Origin of the sequence: Arthrobacter ramosus, from assembly GCF_039535095.1 — a bacterium.
GTDB lineage: Bacteria > Actinomycetota > Actinomycetes > Actinomycetales > Micrococcaceae > Arthrobacter > Arthrobacter ramosus.
Genome location: NZ_BAAAWN010000001.1, coordinates 1225122 through 1240232, shown reverse-complemented (window position 1 = coordinate 1240232; position 15111 = coordinate 1225122). Strand labels below are relative to the sequence as shown.

The window sequence follows — 15111 nt, the reverse complement described above, 5'->3', positions numbered from 1 at the left end:
CTAACGCTTTAGACGACGCCTTGCTCTGGAATAAATGACAGAGGATTTGCCATTTTGCTGGACAGGTGCACAGACCATTTTTGCGATTGCGAGGCGCAAGGGAGACTCCGGCGCAGCTTCGAAGAGCACGGCACCGGACAACAGGGCCGCGTCGCAAGCTTCAGGATCGGATGGAAGGAATTCCTCGATGCCATGACCGGGGCCGTACCGCTCCCATGCTTCGCGGAGCTCTCGTTCGGGTGAGCGGCCCGCGGATGCTGCCCGGACCTTGTTCAAGACCACCCGGGGAGCCGCGTGCGGGACTGCCCGTTCAAGTTCCGCGAGGCCACGCACGAGCCGCGGAACCCCGATGGCATCGGCCGCGCCGACGGCGTAAACGGTGTCCGCCAGTTCGATACTGCGGAGGGTTGCGGCGTTGCGTCGAGGGGCCATGGTGTCGAAGCTGAGTTCCTCGTCCGCCTCAAGGCAGAAACCCGCATCGACCACGACGACGTCCGCGATCTCCTTGGAGAGTTCAAGTACCGAGGAGAGCGCGGCGGCCCGGAGCTCCGTCCACCGGTCCGCGCGCGTAATGCCGGTAAGAACCCGGAAACTGGTGGCTTTGGCGAAGACCGGTCCGGCGATCCGCTTGAGGGATTCGGTATCCAACAATCCTTGATCCGCCAGTCGACAAGACTGCGCCAGTCCGGCGGATTCGTCCAGCAAGCCGAGCGACGCCGCGACACTGGCCCCGTAGCTGTCTGCATCGAGAAGGATCACTGATTTGCCTTCAGCCGCCAGCTCTGCAGCAATGTTGACAGCCACAAGAGTCCTGCCAGGCGCCCCGGTGGGCCCCCAGACGGCGATGATCCGGCCCGCCCCTGCGGGCACGTGCTCCGGTTCTTCCTGTGCATCGGTGGGACGGAGTTCGGCGGCGGTGTCCGCAAACCCGGAATCCCGCGGCTCCGCGCGTCGCCTTCCTGGTCCGGGCAGCTGGCCTACGGCGTCCGAGATCTTGGAAGCCAGCGTTGCCGAATCTACATCCAGGGACGCTGTCACGACGCCGATGCTGCGCAGGCGGCCTTCCTCCTCCGAGTCATCGCTCAGGGCAACGATGGAGACTCCGACAGCCGCCAGCCGGTCGACCAGCGACGCCGTCAATTCCTCGGCACCTTCGGCTACGACCGCCGCGCGCGCGAGACCGCTTTGGCAAGCGGCCAGAAGTTCCGCGAGTTCGCCGCACCGACGCACCACCGTCACCGGCCCGTGGAGCCGCTCGAGTCCCCCGACCAAATCTTCCCGGGACTGCCCGACTGTGACAACGGGGATACTCACTTGCCGGCACCGCCCGGATTCCAAACCACGGCAATCTTCGCTTTATTCGCCTGCGCTCCGAGAAGTTTCGGCATCTGCTCATCGGTCACAAGGACCAGAACCACTTTCTCCTTCGACGCTCCGAGGGTGGAGGCACCCTCCGTGACCTGGGCAATCTCCGCGCCGGGCAACAGCAACTGCGGCGTGCCGAAACCGTTGCGCGCATCGGGGGGTGATACCCAAACGTCAACGCGGGATCCCGCCACAGCCTGGGAAGGCAGTGATTCCTGGATCGCGATCGCCACCGGTTTGCGGTCCAGGGAGTCGGCGGCCCCCAGGCTCTCCTGCGGGACGAGTTGGTTCTTGGCAATTCTCTGAACGGCAACTCTTCCCTCGGGCAGACCGTCAGCCAGAGTCACGTAACTGGACTCAATGTCGTCGAGCCGGACTTTGACGATCGTAAGATCGTCCTTGCTGATTCTCTGGCCGACGGCAATCGACTCGCGAGCGGCATACACCTGAATGGTGCGGTCCGCGGTTCCAACAAGGGCGATGACTCCAGCCAGCGATGCCAAGACCAGGAGAATCCCCACCAAAAGTCGCGGATCCCTCCATGACGGTTTCCTGAGCCGCGCTGCAGCGGCCGTGGTAGTCACCACACCCATCTTGCTCCCCCGTTTGCATTGTCTGTCGGCGTCGACCTTCAGTGGCCTTTATTCTGACCGCAAGTGGGTCCCTTCCGAAAGCCAAATGCCTCAAATTACGTCAACCTGTGGATAACCCCGGCAAGTGAGTCGAACGGTGGCAAAATGGATGCATGCCCCGATTCCTCACCCTCGCTGATGTCGCCGAACAGCTTCAGATCAACTCGCCGCAGGCATACGCCTTGGTGCGAAGCGGAGAGCTCAAGGCCATCCAAGTGGGTGGCAGGGGCCAGTGGCGCGTCGAAGAGAAGATGCTGGAGCAGTACATCGAGGAACGCTATGCCGAGGCGAGCAGGATAATCCAAGAGGCCAAATCCAAGTCCTCCTGATCTCCGTCCAGCCCCCAGGTAGCTGCGGCGGGACGCTGGCCCGGATTACAAGTCTTGGCCCCGCAATGAACGCAGCGCGGCAAGCGACTGGAACGGAATTGTTGCCACGGACACGACGTTTCCGGACCGGCGGACTTCACCAGGCAACATGACCGCGAGATCAAAGTGGTCCCTGCCCACGCGATCAATGACGCCCCGCATCGTCCGCTCCTCCCGCGCCGCCTCAAGCAGGTGAACTGCCAGTTCCGCCCGGTCGCGGGCCAGCATTCGGAGTGCGCTGGCCAGGCCAAGCCGCTGTGACGCCCTCGACTGGCCTGCCCGCACCTGCCGGCCCAGGCCCTGATAGGTCAATGCTGCCGTGACGGGCACCAACCACTGGTGGCGAGCTTCGTCCAGGACCAACGATTCGCTTCCGACATGACTGAGCGTCCCGGACACCTGCGTTCCGGACCGCAGCGTCACATCAATCTTCTGGCCGATTGCTCCGCGCAACCTGTCGGAGACGTCGATTCCGGCCATCTCCACGCGGGCCCGCTCTGAAATTTCGGACTCAAGTCCCAGCAATCGTTCGGAGGCCAGTTGTGCCTCCATGTCTTCAAACAAAGCATCCCAACGCATTGCGTCAGCGTAAGCGTGCACCCCTCAATGGTCAATCTTTCTTCATAGACAACCAACTCCTAGACAAATGCCGCTTACTGTGCCCAAAATAGGTCAAGCATCATCAAAAGGCATCAAGTACCATCAAACAGCCTCACATGTCATCAACTGGGTAAGGGGAACCCATGGAACAGACGAACAGGCCCGCTCGGCGCGATGTTGCAATGGCGGCGACCATCCTGGTGCTCGCTCTTTTGCTCGCTGTCACCGGGCTGATCTTGGTTGACCGATGGCACTCCGCAGCAGGACGACTCCAGGTACCCATGTTCGAAGACCTCCTGGGATTTGTCGCAACTGCCGCCGGTCTGGGGATCGGGGTCTGGTGGATCGCCACATTCCTTCTGGCAATGGCCGCCGCTCTCCTCCAGCAATCGGGAAAGGACCGTTGCGCGAGCGCCACCGCCAAACTCAGCCCGGCCTTCATGCGCAGACTGGCCGTTGCAATTCTCGGCCTGAACCTCGTAGGAATCCCCGTGGCGAATGCGTCACCGGAACAGCTTGAACCAGCGTGGAGCCCGGCAAACGGCTCAGCACCGTCCGGCGGCATCTCTGCCGAATGGATACCCTCCTCCAGTCCTTCTCCCCATCTCCCAGTCGTGCCCTCACTTGAGTCCGGCTCATCGGAGATCGACCCCCATTGGCAACCCCGCGCACCTGCCGCCGAGCCGGGGCTTCTGGGTACCAGGCCACAGCGGGCCGCGGAACAGTCTGCCTCGCCGAATCAAGGCGAAGTGGTGGTGAAGCGAGGCGATTCACTGTGGTCGATTGCCGCCCGGCAGCTAGGCCCCTTGGCCAGCGACGTCGACATTGCCCTCCAGTGGCCGAAGTGGTACGCCGCAAACCGGAATGTCATCGGAGACGACCCGGGTCTCCTTGTCCCGGGTCAGATCCTCCAAGCACCTCCCAAGTAGCTCCCCGGCCGAACCACCGGCCGAACCGCCAGCCGAACCACTACCAACCGCCGCCAGCCAGCGATCCGTAACCGAGGAAGTCCATGAGCGCATCACCAGCCGTCCACAGCTTGCCCGACGCGGTCCTCCAGGCGACTTCGCCACCCATTGCCTCCCGTTCAATCGTGGCTTCGCCTCGCGCCAAAGCCCGAATGGACGGTCCGTCCGGCAGGGGGCCATCTTCTGCCCGCAAAGCGGCCCAGCTCCTCAGCCTCGACGCGGAAATCCGCGCGCTGGCCCGCAGCATCGCCCAAGCCGCCGTCGAAGTTCTTGCCGGCACCCGGCCGGCGCAACAGCTCTCACGGACCCTGGACCCCGGATGCCTCAGTGCACTGCAGCACCGGGCCGCACTGACGCGGGCCCATGCTGCCAACGCCCAAGGCGGGCAGTCTCGCCTTCACCGAAGTCCGATGGTCCGCTCTGTGCGTGTCTGCGCGGTGAACGACGGAGTGTACGAGGCCAGCTTGGTTGTCTCAGAAGAACTCCGCTCCCGCGCCGTAGCCATGAGGCTTGAAGGGAGCAACGGCGCGTGGAAGGTCACCGCCCTCGAAATCGGCTGACGGCGGGGTTCATCAAGGACCAGAAGGGAGAAGGACCAGAACGGGTGTTCTGGTCCTTCTCCTTTTTCGCCGCAAGCATCCGTTTGTTTGATACGTCCAGCGGTTGCGGGCGCCCGTCAGCTGCAGGCGGCAGGCAATCGCGGTGTCAGCGGCGCTTCTTCTTGTTGGATCCGCGCTGCTTGTCATCGGCGGCAGCCTTGGCGGGGTTGCCTGAGCGTCCCGAGGCCCGCCCTTCGACGCGGGTCTGGCTCGCGCCGTCTTCACCAGGTGCCGTGTACTGCAGCTGAACAGGCTTTTCGGGGGCTTCGAGGCCGGCGGCGCGGATCTGTGGATCGTGATGTTCAACGTGACCGCCTTCAGGGCTGCCGTCCACCACCACCACGTCTTCGGCGGGCGTTACTTCCACTTCCAGGTTGTAGAGGAAGCCAACGCTCTCCTCGCGGATGGCTTCCATCATGCTCTGGAACATCGTGAACCCTTCACGCTGGTACTCGACCAGGGGATCCCTTTGGGCCATGGCGCGCAGGCCAATGCCCTCTTTGAGGTAGTCCATCTCATAGAGGTGTTCCTGCCACTTGCGTCCAAGGACCGAGAGGACAACCCTGCGCTCAAGCTCGCGCATGTTCTCGGCGCCAATGGCTTCTTCCCGCTCCTTGTAAACGAGCTGCGCGTCCGAAAGGATCTCGTTTTTGAGGAATTCAACGGACACGCGGGCCTTGCCGCCGGCTTCGTCAATGATGTCCTGGGCCGTGACAGTTACCGGGTATAGCGTCTTGAGGTTGGTCCACAGTTGGTGGAAGTCCCAATCATCGCCGGTTCCCTCGGCCGTTGCGGCATCGATCAGGGCGTTGATGGTGTCTTCCAGGAAGAACTGGACCTTTTCGTGCAGATCGTCGCCTTCCAGGATCCTGCGACGGTCGCCATAGATGGCTTCGCGCTGGCGGTTCAGGACGTCGTCGTACTTGAGGACGTTCTTGCGCTGCTCAGCGTTCCGCCCTTCAACCTGGCCCTGGGCCGAAGCGATTGCGCGGGACACGAGCTTGGATTCGAGGGCAACGTCGTCCGGCACGGAGCTGTTCATAAGGCGCTCGGCGGCACCGGAGTTAAAGAGCCTCATGAGGTCATCGGTCAGCGAGAGGTAGAAGCGGGACTCCCCCGGGTCACCCTGGCGGCCCGAGCGGCCACGGAGCTGGTTGTCGATGCGACGGGATTCGTGGCGTTCCGTGCCCAGCACATACAGCCCGCCAAGTTCAAGCACTTCCTCATGCTCGTCCTTGACTGCCTGCTTGGCTGCTTCGAATGCTTCCGGCCACGCGGCCTCGTACTCCTCGGAGTTTTCTTCAGGGTCCAGGCCCCGCTTTGCCAGTTCGGCGATGGCCGTGAACTCGGCGTTTCCGCCCAGCATGATGTCAGTACCACGGCCGGCCATGTTGGTAGCGACCGTGACGGCGCCCTTGCGTCCCGCTTGCGCGACAATGGCGGCCTCGCGTGCGTGGTTCTTTGCGTTCAGGACCTCGTGCCGGATGCCTTCCTTGGCCAGCAGCTTGGCAAGGTATTCGCTCTTCTCCACGCTGGTGGTACCGACGAGAACGGGTTGGCCTTTTTCGTGCCGCTCCGCGATGTCGTTCACGACGGCTTCGAACTTCACGATTTCGTTCTTGTACACGAGGTCCGACTGGTCGAGGCGCTGCATGTCCCGGTTGGTGGGAATGGGCACCACGCCAAGCTTGTACGTGCTCATGAACTCTGCGGCTTCGGTTTCAGCGGTACCGGTCATGCCCGAGAGCTTGGAGTACATGCGGAAGTAGTTCTGCAGGGTCACGGTGGCGAGAGTCTGGTTCTCAGCCTTGATCTCGACGTTTTCCTTGGCCTCGATCGCCTGGTGCATGCCTTCGTTGTAGCGCCGTCCGGCAAGGATACGGCCGGTGTGTTCGTCAACAATGAGGACTTCGCCGTCCAGGATGACGTAGTCCTTGTCCCGCTTGAAGAGCTCTTTGGCCTTGATGGCGTTGTTCAGGAAGCCGATGAGCGGGGTGTTGGCGGATTCGTAGAGGTTCTGGATGCCGAGGTAGTCCTCGACCTTCTCGATGCCGGCTTCGAGAACACCGACAGTGCGCTTCTTTTCGTCGACCTCGTAGTCGATTTCAGGCTGGAGACGCTGCACGACCTTGGCGAATTCGCTGTACCAGCGGTTGGTGTCACCCTGGGCAGGACCGGAAATAATGAGCGGGGTACGGGCTTCGTCGATGAGGATGGAGTCCACTTCGTCGACAATCGCGTAGTGGTGGCCGCGCTGCACAAGCTCGGATTTGTCCCACGCCATGTTGTCGCGCAAGTAGTCGAAGCCGAATTCGTTGTTGGTGCCATAGGTGATGTCTGCAGCGTACATCTGACGGCGCACGTCGGGATCCTGGTTGGACAGGATGCAACCGCTGCTAAGGCCAAGGAAGCGGTAGACACGGCCCATGAGTTCGGACTGGTATTCGGCGAGGTAGTCGTTGACTGTAACGACGTGCACGCCCTTGCCGGTCAGGGCATTGAGGAAGGCCGGAGCGGTGGCCACAAGGGTCTTTCCTTCACCGGTCTTCATTTCCGCGATATTGCCGAGGTGAAGAGCGGCCCCACCCATGAGCTGGACATCGAAGTGGCGCATCCCCAGGGTGCGGGAGGAAGCTTCACGCACGGCTGCGAAAGCCTCCGGCAAGAGATCGTCGAGCTTCTCGCCGTCCTCGTGACGGGCGCGCAGCCTGTCCGTCTCCTCGCGCAATTCGGCGTCGGAGAAAGTCTTGAAGGAGTCTTCGAGGGCGTTGATGGAATCGGCATAGGTCCGCAGTTGCCTCAGGGTCTTTTTGTCACCCGTGCGGAGAAGTTTTTCGATAAGTGATGCCACGTAAAGTTGCTCCCAGTCTCAAGCTGCCGAATTCTGGCGGTTTCAGTCTACGGGAGAGACCAACGCGCCGCGGCCTCGTTTCCCTGAGAGCGGAGCGCAGGCGCCCGCAGGCCGCTGCCGAAGACCCCTGGACCTCAGCCGCGGGCCACCGCCGAGGCAAGCGCCGACGAGAGATCGCCGATCGGTGACACGACGACGTCGTCGAGCCCCAGCCACTCGGCCATAAGCCGCAGCTCGGCAGAAAGCTCGACGGCGGTGTCCGCCGGGGCGTCCGGCTCGTCGTGGGCGGCACGCACCAGAAGCTGCTTGGCCGAACGGTCGGCCTTGAGATCCACGCGCGCGACCACGACGTCCCGGAGGAGGAAAGGCAGCACGTAGTAGCCGAACTTGCGCTTCTCCGCGGGTGTGTAGATTTCGATCCGGTAATGGAAGCCGAACAACTCCTCAAGCCTTCTACGCTCAAAGACCAGTGAATCAAACGGGCTGAGCAGTGCGCGGCCCGTGGCTGCCCGGGGAAGCCGGGCGTCCACATGCCGGTACAAAGCCCGGTCCCAGCCACGCACCGTAACCGGCTCGAGGCGCCCGGCGGCAACGAGCCTGTCGATCGAGGCTGCAGCGGCCTTCACTGGAGTCCGGAAGTAATCGGCGAAGCAACGGATTGTTCCGATGCCATGGGCCTGGGCTGCGGCGTCGATCAGCCGGTCCATGGCCGCCCTCGACATGTCGGAGCCACCGTCCGGGAGCGCCCCTGGCCGAGCGATGATGGCGGGCAATCCCGGCGGCAGAACCCGCGATGTCAGCGTGTACCGGCGCTCGAATTGCTCTGTCCTAGACGCGGCCGTCACGAGCCCCTCTTCAAACAGGTGCTCCAGAACCCTTTTGACCAGGTTCCAGTTCCAGCCCCAGTTATCGTGCTCCCGGTCTTCCTGGTGCCCCAGGTGCGCGGTCAATTGAGCGGCAGTCATGGGGCGCCCGGTTGCGAGCGCGTCGAGGATCCGCTTGGCCATGTCCTCCCGGATTCCGCGTTCCAAGTGGGCCGCGCCTACCCACGCACGGTTTTGCCACAGCAGCAGATCCTGGAAGTGTTCCGGGCGGATGAAGCTCGCCTCGTGCGCCCAGTACTCCATCATGCGCCGCGGGCTTCGCCCGGCCATGGCATGAATGATGCTTCGGTCGTAGTTGCCAAGCCTTGAGAAGAATGGAAGGTAATGACTGCGTGAAAGGACATTGACGGAATCGATCTGCACCACCTGGAGGCGGGCAAAGGTGCGGCCCACCGTCCGTGAAGTCACGGGGCCGGTGGGCCGTTCCTTGTCCAGTCCTTGGGCTGCCAATGCAATCCGCCGTGCCTGCAACAGGCTCAGCGAAGCGGCCATGCCAGTCCTTTCTTGGGAAATACGAATGCGGCCTAGGCTGTGGCGGCCTGGTCATTCGAACGGTACGCGTGGATCTTTTCCTCCACGGGTTCGTCTCCTGGTTCGCATGTGGAGTCGAGAGTGATTACTCCATATGTCCAGCCACGACGGCGGTAGACAACCGACGGCGTGTTGGTTTCCTTGTCCACGAACAGGTAGAAATTGTGGCCCACCAATTCCATGTTGTCCACCGCGTCATCAAGGGTGAGCGAAGCGGCGGGGAAAACCTTGCGACGAATCAGGACCGGGGAATCACCGGCCGGAATGTCGTTGTCGACGTCGTAGGGCGAGGTCTCCACCGGTGGCGTCGTTGGCTCCTGGTGGTTGCTGGCCTCTACGTAAATGGGTTCGCTCGCGCTGGCAGGCTCAAGCGTCGCAGTAGCCTCACGAACGGCTTTGGGGGTGTGGCGGCCGTGGTGGACCTTCTTGCGGTCCTTGGCCCTGCGGAGTCTTTCCAGCAGCTTGCTATAGGCGAGATCAAAGGCGGCAAATTTGTCAGCGGCGCTCGCTTCGGCCCGGATCACAGGGCCCCGGCCCAGAACTGTCACTTCCACCGTGAGCTGGCCCGGTGTCTGGCGCGGGTTGGTTTCCTTTGAAACCTTCGCGTCAACCCTCTGGACCTTGTCCCCAAGCGATTCAATCTTTGAAATCTTCTCGCCGGCATACTCGCGGAAGCGATCCGAAACGGTCAGATTACGGCCGCTGATCATGAACTCCATGGTGCCCTCCAAACAACTCAGGTGACACGATAAGGGCGCTTCTCGGGGCTGATCTGACGGACAGTCGAGCCCCTTTCCGAGCCGCTATCGACAGGTACATCTGTTCTTGGTACCCATAACCGACGTTAGTTCATCGCCACTGGTAATTCATCCTTTCGTCACTTATTTTTTGTTTGAGTCGGTGTGGGCTGCATGTCCGGCCCGTCCGTAGGCTGCTCGCTAACGGCCGGCGGCCGGGTGGCTGCAAGGACCACCGCGCCACACACCACGCCTCCCGCCGCAGACACTGCCCGCGCGGCTTCGGCGAGGGTGGCACCCGTAGTGAGGACGTCGTCGACGATGACGCATGCCCTACCCTCCAAGGAACCTTTGCGGAACATCCGAACGGTCATGGAGCCGCGGACACGGCGCGCACGCTCTCCGCGGCCCAAGCCCTTTTGCCCGTTTCCCGGTCCGGGCGCCTTCTTCAACGCATCCGTCATGCGCAGACCCGGCAACATGTCCAGGCGCCGCAGACGGCCGAGCAAGAGATGGACCGGACTGAATCCGCGTCGCCGGAAGGCCGCGTTGCTGCTGGGAACGGGTACAAGACAGATGCCTGCCCCGTCTCCAACGGCAGAACGGATGGCCTTGCCCAGTGCAGGCGCGAGCACCGAGGCCAGCCGTCCTTGGCCTAGATGCTTGAAAGAAAGCAGGGCCTGGGCCAGTTCGTCCCGATAGTGTCCGCCCGCGACAACGGGCAGGATCACGGACCCGTCCACCGTGAGCAGGGCCGGCGCCTGCCCTTCAGCCCGGAATGGACGGGTGCACAAAAGGCGCAACTGCCGTGCACAGGCGCCGCAGAGCGCCGAATCTTCGGAACCACAGCACACACATTCCACCGGGGCCAGAACGGCCAGCAACTCGACGAAGGCCTCGCCAACGCCCTGCGCGAGCCTCGCCAACCGGGCAGGATGGACTCCCCGATGGCGCGCGCCGCTAACCGGGAAGACGGTGAGGTCAGGGTCACGCACTCGGCAACGGCTTTCAGTACGCATGCCCCAAGCATCCGGCTCCTCGCCTACGGCCAACACTCCCGAAGCGCGCTATGTGGAAAACCGCGCTTCGCGGAGGGCGCCTAGCCCGGGAAGGAAGGGTCTACCGGGCCCTTGAGTTGCAGTTCCCAGCCGTTGCCCACTCGTTGGAACACGCCTGCGCCCGACTGTCCGAAAATCTGTTCCGGTCCGTTGCCCGCGCTGATGGTCGTCAGGTTCGGCCATGCCGGCAACAGCTGCGGCTGGCTCGACGTCAAGGACAACAGTTCGGGAACCACGTTCTCGGTTGACGAGGCTTTCATCACCGCGACTGTCGTGGAATTCACCCAAACCCCTTGATCAACGGGAGCGGAAGAGAACAAAGTTATGGGTGCAGTCAGATCCTTGGGGGTGCCGTCAGGATTGCGGACAATACCGGTCACCTGTACCGATGACTTGCCGTTCATCTCGGAGATGACCAGTGCGCGCGTCCCTTCACGGGATATCCGGAAGTCCCTCACCACGCGCCCTGCCAACCATGCCGGCGTCATCGTCACCGTGGGGACGGGCTGGCCTTGAGGAACGTTGGACGGCTTGAACGCCACGACCTCGGTGGCACCGTTGGCTCCCGGACCTGCCGTCCAAACCCAGTCCTGCGGGCTGAAGGAGGGATGGCTCAGCGTGCTCCTGGTTGTCAGTTGGCGGGCGGGTTGGCCGGGAATCATCGAATACAGGGTGGTTCCGGCACCGTTGAGGAAGGCCACCGCCTGGGACGTCGGGGACTCGGCGGGAGCGCTCGGGCTCAGTCCGGCCACCGCCTGCATGTCCGGAAGGGCCGAGACCCTGTTGTTCTCGTAGCGCACGAGTTCGTCATTGCTGACGGCGATTTGGCGTGCAGGAGCATTCTTCTCAAGCACCGGCGGCAGGACCGAGCCATTGTCCTCGACCCGGACAAGATCCTGGTCAGCCCGCAACTGAACGTTCACCACGTCCGGCTGGCTACGGAAGGTCAGGGTCAGTTGGTTTTGCATGCGCTGCCGGTCCTCGGCCGAGGCATCCACCAGCTCCTTCGCGGAAAGGTCCACTTGGGCTGCTCCCGACACCACCGGCACCGACTCCCTGGCCAGCTTCATGCCGGAAGGAAAAGCACTGACGACGGCACCCTGGAGGTAGGGCGCAGGACCGTCGAGCAAAGCGCTGGTCATCGCCTTGACAGTGTTCTTCTTGATGAACCACCGGACGTCCGGAACCGCGTACGTGAACGTGGGGTCGTAGAAATAGATGGGCTGGGCCGCGTAGATGACTTTGAACGTCTCTTCCGGGATCGCGGTACCGTCCGGGACCGCCGAAATCCGCCATTCGCCGTCGACCTGCTCCAGGGTCACCGGAATTGTTTCGGTGGTTCCTTCCGGGAACTGCGTCGCAACGCCGTCGGCGTCGACCGCGTAGGCGAGGTCCAACTGGTACTTGAACTCATTTTCCACGCCGGTCTTGACGACGGTCGCCTTCCGGAAAACGAGGGTGCGTTTGTCGGACTTCCAGCTGACGGACAGCGCCTGCGTGAGGTACTGCCGGGCCACGGCGTAGTCGCCTTCGTAACCGCTGCCAGCACCATAGAAGTCTTCGATGATGGACTCCGGGGTGGCGCCTGGGTGTGGCGGCGGAGGGAAGAAGACGGGAGCGTTCGGGTTGCCCGCGCTTTCGTCCTTGCTCTTTCCCACCGGACCGGACCGCGGGATCTGCGCGCAGGAACTGAGGACCACCATGAGGACAGCAAGAACGGCGATCACGGCCCGTAAGAGGTACGGCCGCCGGGACAGGTACGAGCGTCGGGATCTCAAGGTGCCGTCCCCCCTTGGGCTGTGTCGGCGTCGTCGTTTCCGGCTGGAGGCAGTACGGGAGGCAGTGCAGGCGGAGGTGACGAAGCATCCCCGGGGCTCGGGTCCGCAGTGGAACCCCGCTCGGGCGGCGGGTCGCCCGCATCCAAAACGAGCATCTGGCGCTCAGGCGCGGCTCCCGGTAGATGGATGTCTGCGGGTTCAAGCTGCAACGGTGATTTCACGATGGTGCCGCCCTTCTTGAGAGGCAGCGTCAGCCGGAAGTTTGAACCGGATCCCTTGCGGCCCCAAGCCTGCAACCAACCGTTGTGGAGCTTGGTGTCCTCAGCCGCGATGGAAAGTCCCAGTCCGCTGCCGCCCGTGGTCCGCGCACGCGCGGGGTCGGCGCGCCAGAAGCGGTCAAAGACCCGCGCGGTTTCTGCCGCGGTCATCCCTATGCCGAAATCACGGACAGAGATGGCGACGGCGTCGTGGTTGGCCGCAACGGAAACGTGGACAGGTTTCCCCTCGCCGTGTTCGACGGCGTTGAGCAGCAGGTTCCGCAGGATGCGATCGATCCTGCGGGCATCCATCTCCACGATGATGCGCTTGTGGCGAGAGGTAAGGCGCACTTCGGAGCCGTACTCCGCGGCAACGGGAGAGGCGCCGTCGATGACGTGCGAAACGACCTGGAAGATGTCCGTCGGTTCGGAGTCCAACACCGCGGCCCCGGCGTCGAAGCGTGAAATCTCCAGCAGGTCCGAGAGCAACGACTGGAAACGCTCCACCTGGTTGTAAAGCAGTTCCGCGGAGCGCTTGTTGATGGGGTCGAAGTCATCGCGGGCATCGAACAACACTTCGGCTGCCATCCGAACGGTCGTGAGAGGTGTCCGCAGTTCATGGGACACATCGGAGACGAACCGCTGCTGCATCTGGGACAACGTGGCCAGCTGAGTAATCTGTTCCTGCAGGCTCGCGGCCATGTGGTTGAAGGAGGCGCCCAGCCTGGCCACTTCGTCTTCGCCCTTGACCACCATCCGTTCCTGCAACTGGCCTGCCGCCAGCTTCTCGGAGACGACGGCGGCGTGGCTCACCGGACTCACGACGTTCCTGGTCACGTACCAGGCGATACCGCCGATCATCAGGATGAGTGCGGCGCCGCCCGCCCACAGCACGTTCTGGATTTCGTCCAGGGTTTGTTGGGCGGTATCCAGGTCATAGAGGAGATAGAGCTCGTAGACCGTGCCGTTGAACGTGACCTTGTTTCCGACGGCGATGCCGGGGTGGTCCTGGTTGCCGACGGGGAACTCGGTGGAAGCCCAGTACTGGTCCTTGCCCGATTCCTGCACCGACTTGCGAAGTGCCGGAGGAATGACGCGGACCGTCAATTGATCCGAGGCCCGCGATTCCACCCAGCGGTTGCGCGGCTTGGTTTGTTCGGGCATCGCTTCGAAGACGTATCGCCGTTGGATGACCGAGCCGTTGCCCTCCACCGCTTTGAGCGTGTCGTAGACGAGGGTGATGACGCTTGATTGGTCGTTGGCCTGTGAACCGTCGAAGGTGTCCTGGACTTGCTTGACGTAGTAGCGGCTCTCGGATTCGGCTTGCTTCAAACGCTCCTGGAACAGATTGTTCGCTATTTGGTTTGAGAGGTACGCGCCGACCACAGCAAATGACACCATTGACAGCACGATCGTGACCGCGACGGTCCTGAATTCGAGGGAGCGGCGCCAACGGCGCAGCAGGGCGCGCCACAAATACCGGATTCCCGGCCGGATGTGGCGAAGTCCGGTCACCACAAGGCGGGAGACACGCAGTGCCAGGATCAGGGCGCGGCGCGTCCATATGCGGGTGCGCTCCAGGATCCATGGAAGATTCAGTGCCCGGGCGTCCGTGTGTTCCGGGACAGGATGTCCTGAAACGGGATGTTTGACCTTGGCCGCGGCCTCTTGATCAGTGCCGGGCTCACCGGTGGAAGACTCAGGCGCCTGCTTTATATCCGACACCACGAACCGTCAATACAACTTCAGGAGCTTCCGGGTCACGCTCGATCTTGGACCGCAGGCGCTGGACATGGACATTGACCAGCCGGGTGTCGGCAGCGTGGCGGTAGCCCCATACCTGCTCAAGGAGCAGTTCACGGGTGAAGACCTGCCAGGGCTTGCGCGCCAGCGCGACCAAGAGATCGAATTCCAGGGGCGTCAGCGAAATCCGCTCTCCGCCGCGGGTCACCAAGTGGCCCGCCACGTCGATGGTGACGTCGGCAATCCGCAGGGTCTCGGGCGCCTTCTGGTCTCCCGGGCGCAGCCGGGCGCGGACCCGGGCCACAAGCTCGGCCGGTTTGAAAGGCTTGGGCACGTAGTCGTCAGCACCGGATTCAAGGCCGCGAACGACGTCGGAGGTATCCGATTTGGCAGTGAGCATGACGATCGGAACGTCCGACTCCCCGCGGATCTGGCGGCACACTTCGATGCCATCCGATCCGGGCAGCATCAGGTCAAGCAGTACCAGATCTGGTTTGGAGGAACGGAAGACCTCCAGCGCTTGCCCGCCGTCGGCGCAAAAAACCGGGTCGAAGCCGTCGTTCCGCAGCACGATGCCGATCATTTCGGCCAGCGCTTCGTCGTCGTCTACTACCAGGATGCGTGCCTTCATAGTTATATATTCCCTTATCACCAAGCCTTTGTCCCGTTGAGCCCGATCACGGCATGGCGCGCTGCAGCCCGCAGGCAAATGGGCTATGAGGCGCGACGACGGAACTATA

Annotated in this window: 13 protein-coding genes; 3 read left to right on the top strand and 10 right to left on the bottom strand. The window is 62.8% G+C overall.

Annotation, left to right across the window (positions count from 1 at the left end; translation table 11 throughout):
• Together ABD742_RS05920 and ABD742_RS05915 are read right to left on the bottom strand one after the other, a co-directional pair.
• Complete coding sequence (locus ABD742_RS05920; RefSeq protein ID WP_234748130.1) at positions 1-1314, bottom strand: CpaE/TadZ family protein; 1314 nt, start codon at positions 1312-1314, stop codon at positions 1-3.
• Positions 1311-1949: an SAF domain-containing protein gene (locus ABD742_RS05915; protein WP_372460874.1), complete on the bottom strand. Its 639-nt coding sequence runs from the start codon at positions 1947-1949 to the stop codon at positions 1311-1313. Before ABD742_RS05915 ends, ABD742_RS05920 begins: the two co-directional genes overlap by 4 nt.
• 161 nt (positions 1950-2110) lie before the next feature.
• Between ABD742_RS05915 and ABD742_RS05910 the strand changes: the two genes are divergently transcribed.
• Entirely contained in the window at positions 2111-2326 is a 216-nt protein-coding gene (locus ABD742_RS05910; protein ID WP_059387549.1) for a helix-turn-helix domain-containing protein, read from the top strand.
• A 45-nt stretch (positions 2327-2371) separates the two neighbouring features.
• Here ABD742_RS05910 and ABD742_RS05905 read toward each other — a convergent pair whose 3' ends face one another.
• The gene (locus ABD742_RS05905; RefSeq protein WP_234748134.1) at positions 2372-2944 is read right to left on the bottom strand and encodes a hypothetical protein; all 573 of its coding nucleotides are present in this window, start codon (positions 2942-2944) and stop codon (positions 2372-2374) included.
• Between the two features lie 164 nt (positions 2945-3108).
• Between ABD742_RS05905 and ABD742_RS05900 the strand changes: the two genes are divergently transcribed.
• Both ABD742_RS05900 and ABD742_RS05895 read left to right on the top strand, forming a co-directional pair.
• Entirely contained in the window at positions 3109-3894 is a 786-nt protein-coding gene (locus ABD742_RS05900) for a LysM peptidoglycan-binding domain-containing protein (protein ID WP_234748136.1), read from the top strand.
• Between the two features lie 83 nt (positions 3895-3977).
• Positions 3978-4493 (top strand): Rv3235 family protein, encoded by a 516-nt coding sequence (locus tag ABD742_RS05895; protein ID WP_234748138.1) that lies wholly within the window; start codon positions 3978-3980, stop codon positions 4491-4493.
• 145 nt (positions 4494-4638) lie between these two features.
• On the opposite strand, the gene secA is transcribed toward ABD742_RS05895, so the two are convergent.
• The 7 genes from secA to mtrA form a co-directional block, all read right to left on the bottom strand.
• Positions 4639-7383: a preprotein translocase subunit SecA gene (gene secA / locus ABD742_RS05890; RefSeq protein WP_234748140.1), complete on the bottom strand. Its 2745-nt coding sequence runs from the start codon at positions 7381-7383 to the stop codon at positions 4639-4641.
• 134 nt (positions 7384-7517) lie between these two features.
• The gene (locus tag ABD742_RS05885) at positions 7518-8759 is read right to left on the bottom strand and encodes a winged helix-turn-helix domain-containing protein (protein WP_234748142.1); all 1242 of its coding nucleotides are present in this window, start codon (positions 8757-8759) and stop codon (positions 7518-7520) included.
• Between the two features lie 32 nt (positions 8760-8791).
• Entirely contained in the window at positions 8792-9517 is a 726-nt protein-coding gene (hpf, locus tag ABD742_RS05880; protein WP_234748144.1) for a ribosome hibernation-promoting factor, HPF/YfiA family, read from the bottom strand.
• A 158-nt stretch (positions 9518-9675) separates the two neighbouring features.
• On the bottom strand, positions 9676-10554 hold the full coding sequence (locus tag ABD742_RS05875) for a ComF family protein (protein ID WP_234748145.1): 879 nt from the start codon (positions 10552-10554) through the stop codon (positions 9676-9678).
• A gap of 80 nt (positions 10555-10634) precedes the next feature.
• Positions 10635-12371 carry an LpqB family beta-propeller domain-containing protein gene (locus ABD742_RS05870; RefSeq protein WP_268818707.1) on the bottom strand — a complete coding sequence of 579 codons (1737 nt, stop codon included), beginning with the start codon at positions 12369-12371 and terminating at the stop codon, positions 10635-10637.
• On the bottom strand, positions 12368-14356 hold the full coding sequence (gene mtrB / locus ABD742_RS05865; RefSeq protein ID WP_372460875.1) for an MtrAB system histidine kinase MtrB: 1989 nt from the start codon (positions 14354-14356) through the stop codon (positions 12368-12370). The genes ABD742_RS05870 and mtrB overlap by 4 nt, the downstream gene beginning before the upstream one ends.
• Positions 14328-15002, bottom strand: coding sequence for an MtrAB system response regulator MtrA (mtrA, locus tag ABD742_RS05860; RefSeq protein ID WP_059387541.1), 675 nt, complete (start codon positions 15000-15002; stop codon positions 14328-14330). Before mtrA ends, mtrB begins: the two co-directional genes overlap by 29 nt.
• Between the last annotated feature and the right edge of the window lie 109 nt (positions 15003-15111).

Excerpts from the sequence above, each read along its gene's own strand:
- ABD742_RS05885 (WP_234748142.1), bottom strand. The coding sequence starts at position 8,759 with ATGGCCGCTTCGCTGAGCCTGTTGCAGGCACGGCGGATTGCATTGGCA.
- ABD742_RS05910 (WP_059387549.1), top strand. The coding sequence starts at position 2,111 with ATGCCCCGATTCCTCACCCTCGCTGATGTCGCCGAACAGCTTCAGATC.
- ABD742_RS05900 (WP_234748136.1), top strand. The coding sequence starts at position 3,109 with ATGGAACAGACGAACAGGCCCGCTCGGCGCGATGTTGCAATGGCGGCG.
- ABD742_RS05905 (WP_234748134.1), bottom strand. The coding sequence starts at position 2,944 with ATGCGTTGGGATGCTTTGTTTGAAGACATGGAGGCACAACTGGCCTCC.
- hpf (WP_234748144.1), bottom strand. The coding sequence starts at position 9,517 with ATGGAGTTCATGATCAGCGGCCGTAATCTGACCGTTTCGGATCGCTTC.
- mtrA (WP_059387541.1), bottom strand. The coding sequence starts at position 15,002 with ATGAAGGCACGCATCCTGGTAGTAGACGACGACGAAGCGCTGGCCGAA.
- ABD742_RS05875 (WP_234748145.1), bottom strand. The coding sequence starts at position 10,554 with ATGCGTACTGAAAGCCGTTGCCGAGTGCGTGACCCTGACCTCACCGTC.
- ABD742_RS05895 (WP_234748138.1), top strand. The coding sequence starts at position 3,978 with ATGAGCGCATCACCAGCCGTCCACAGCTTGCCCGACGCGGTCCTCCAG.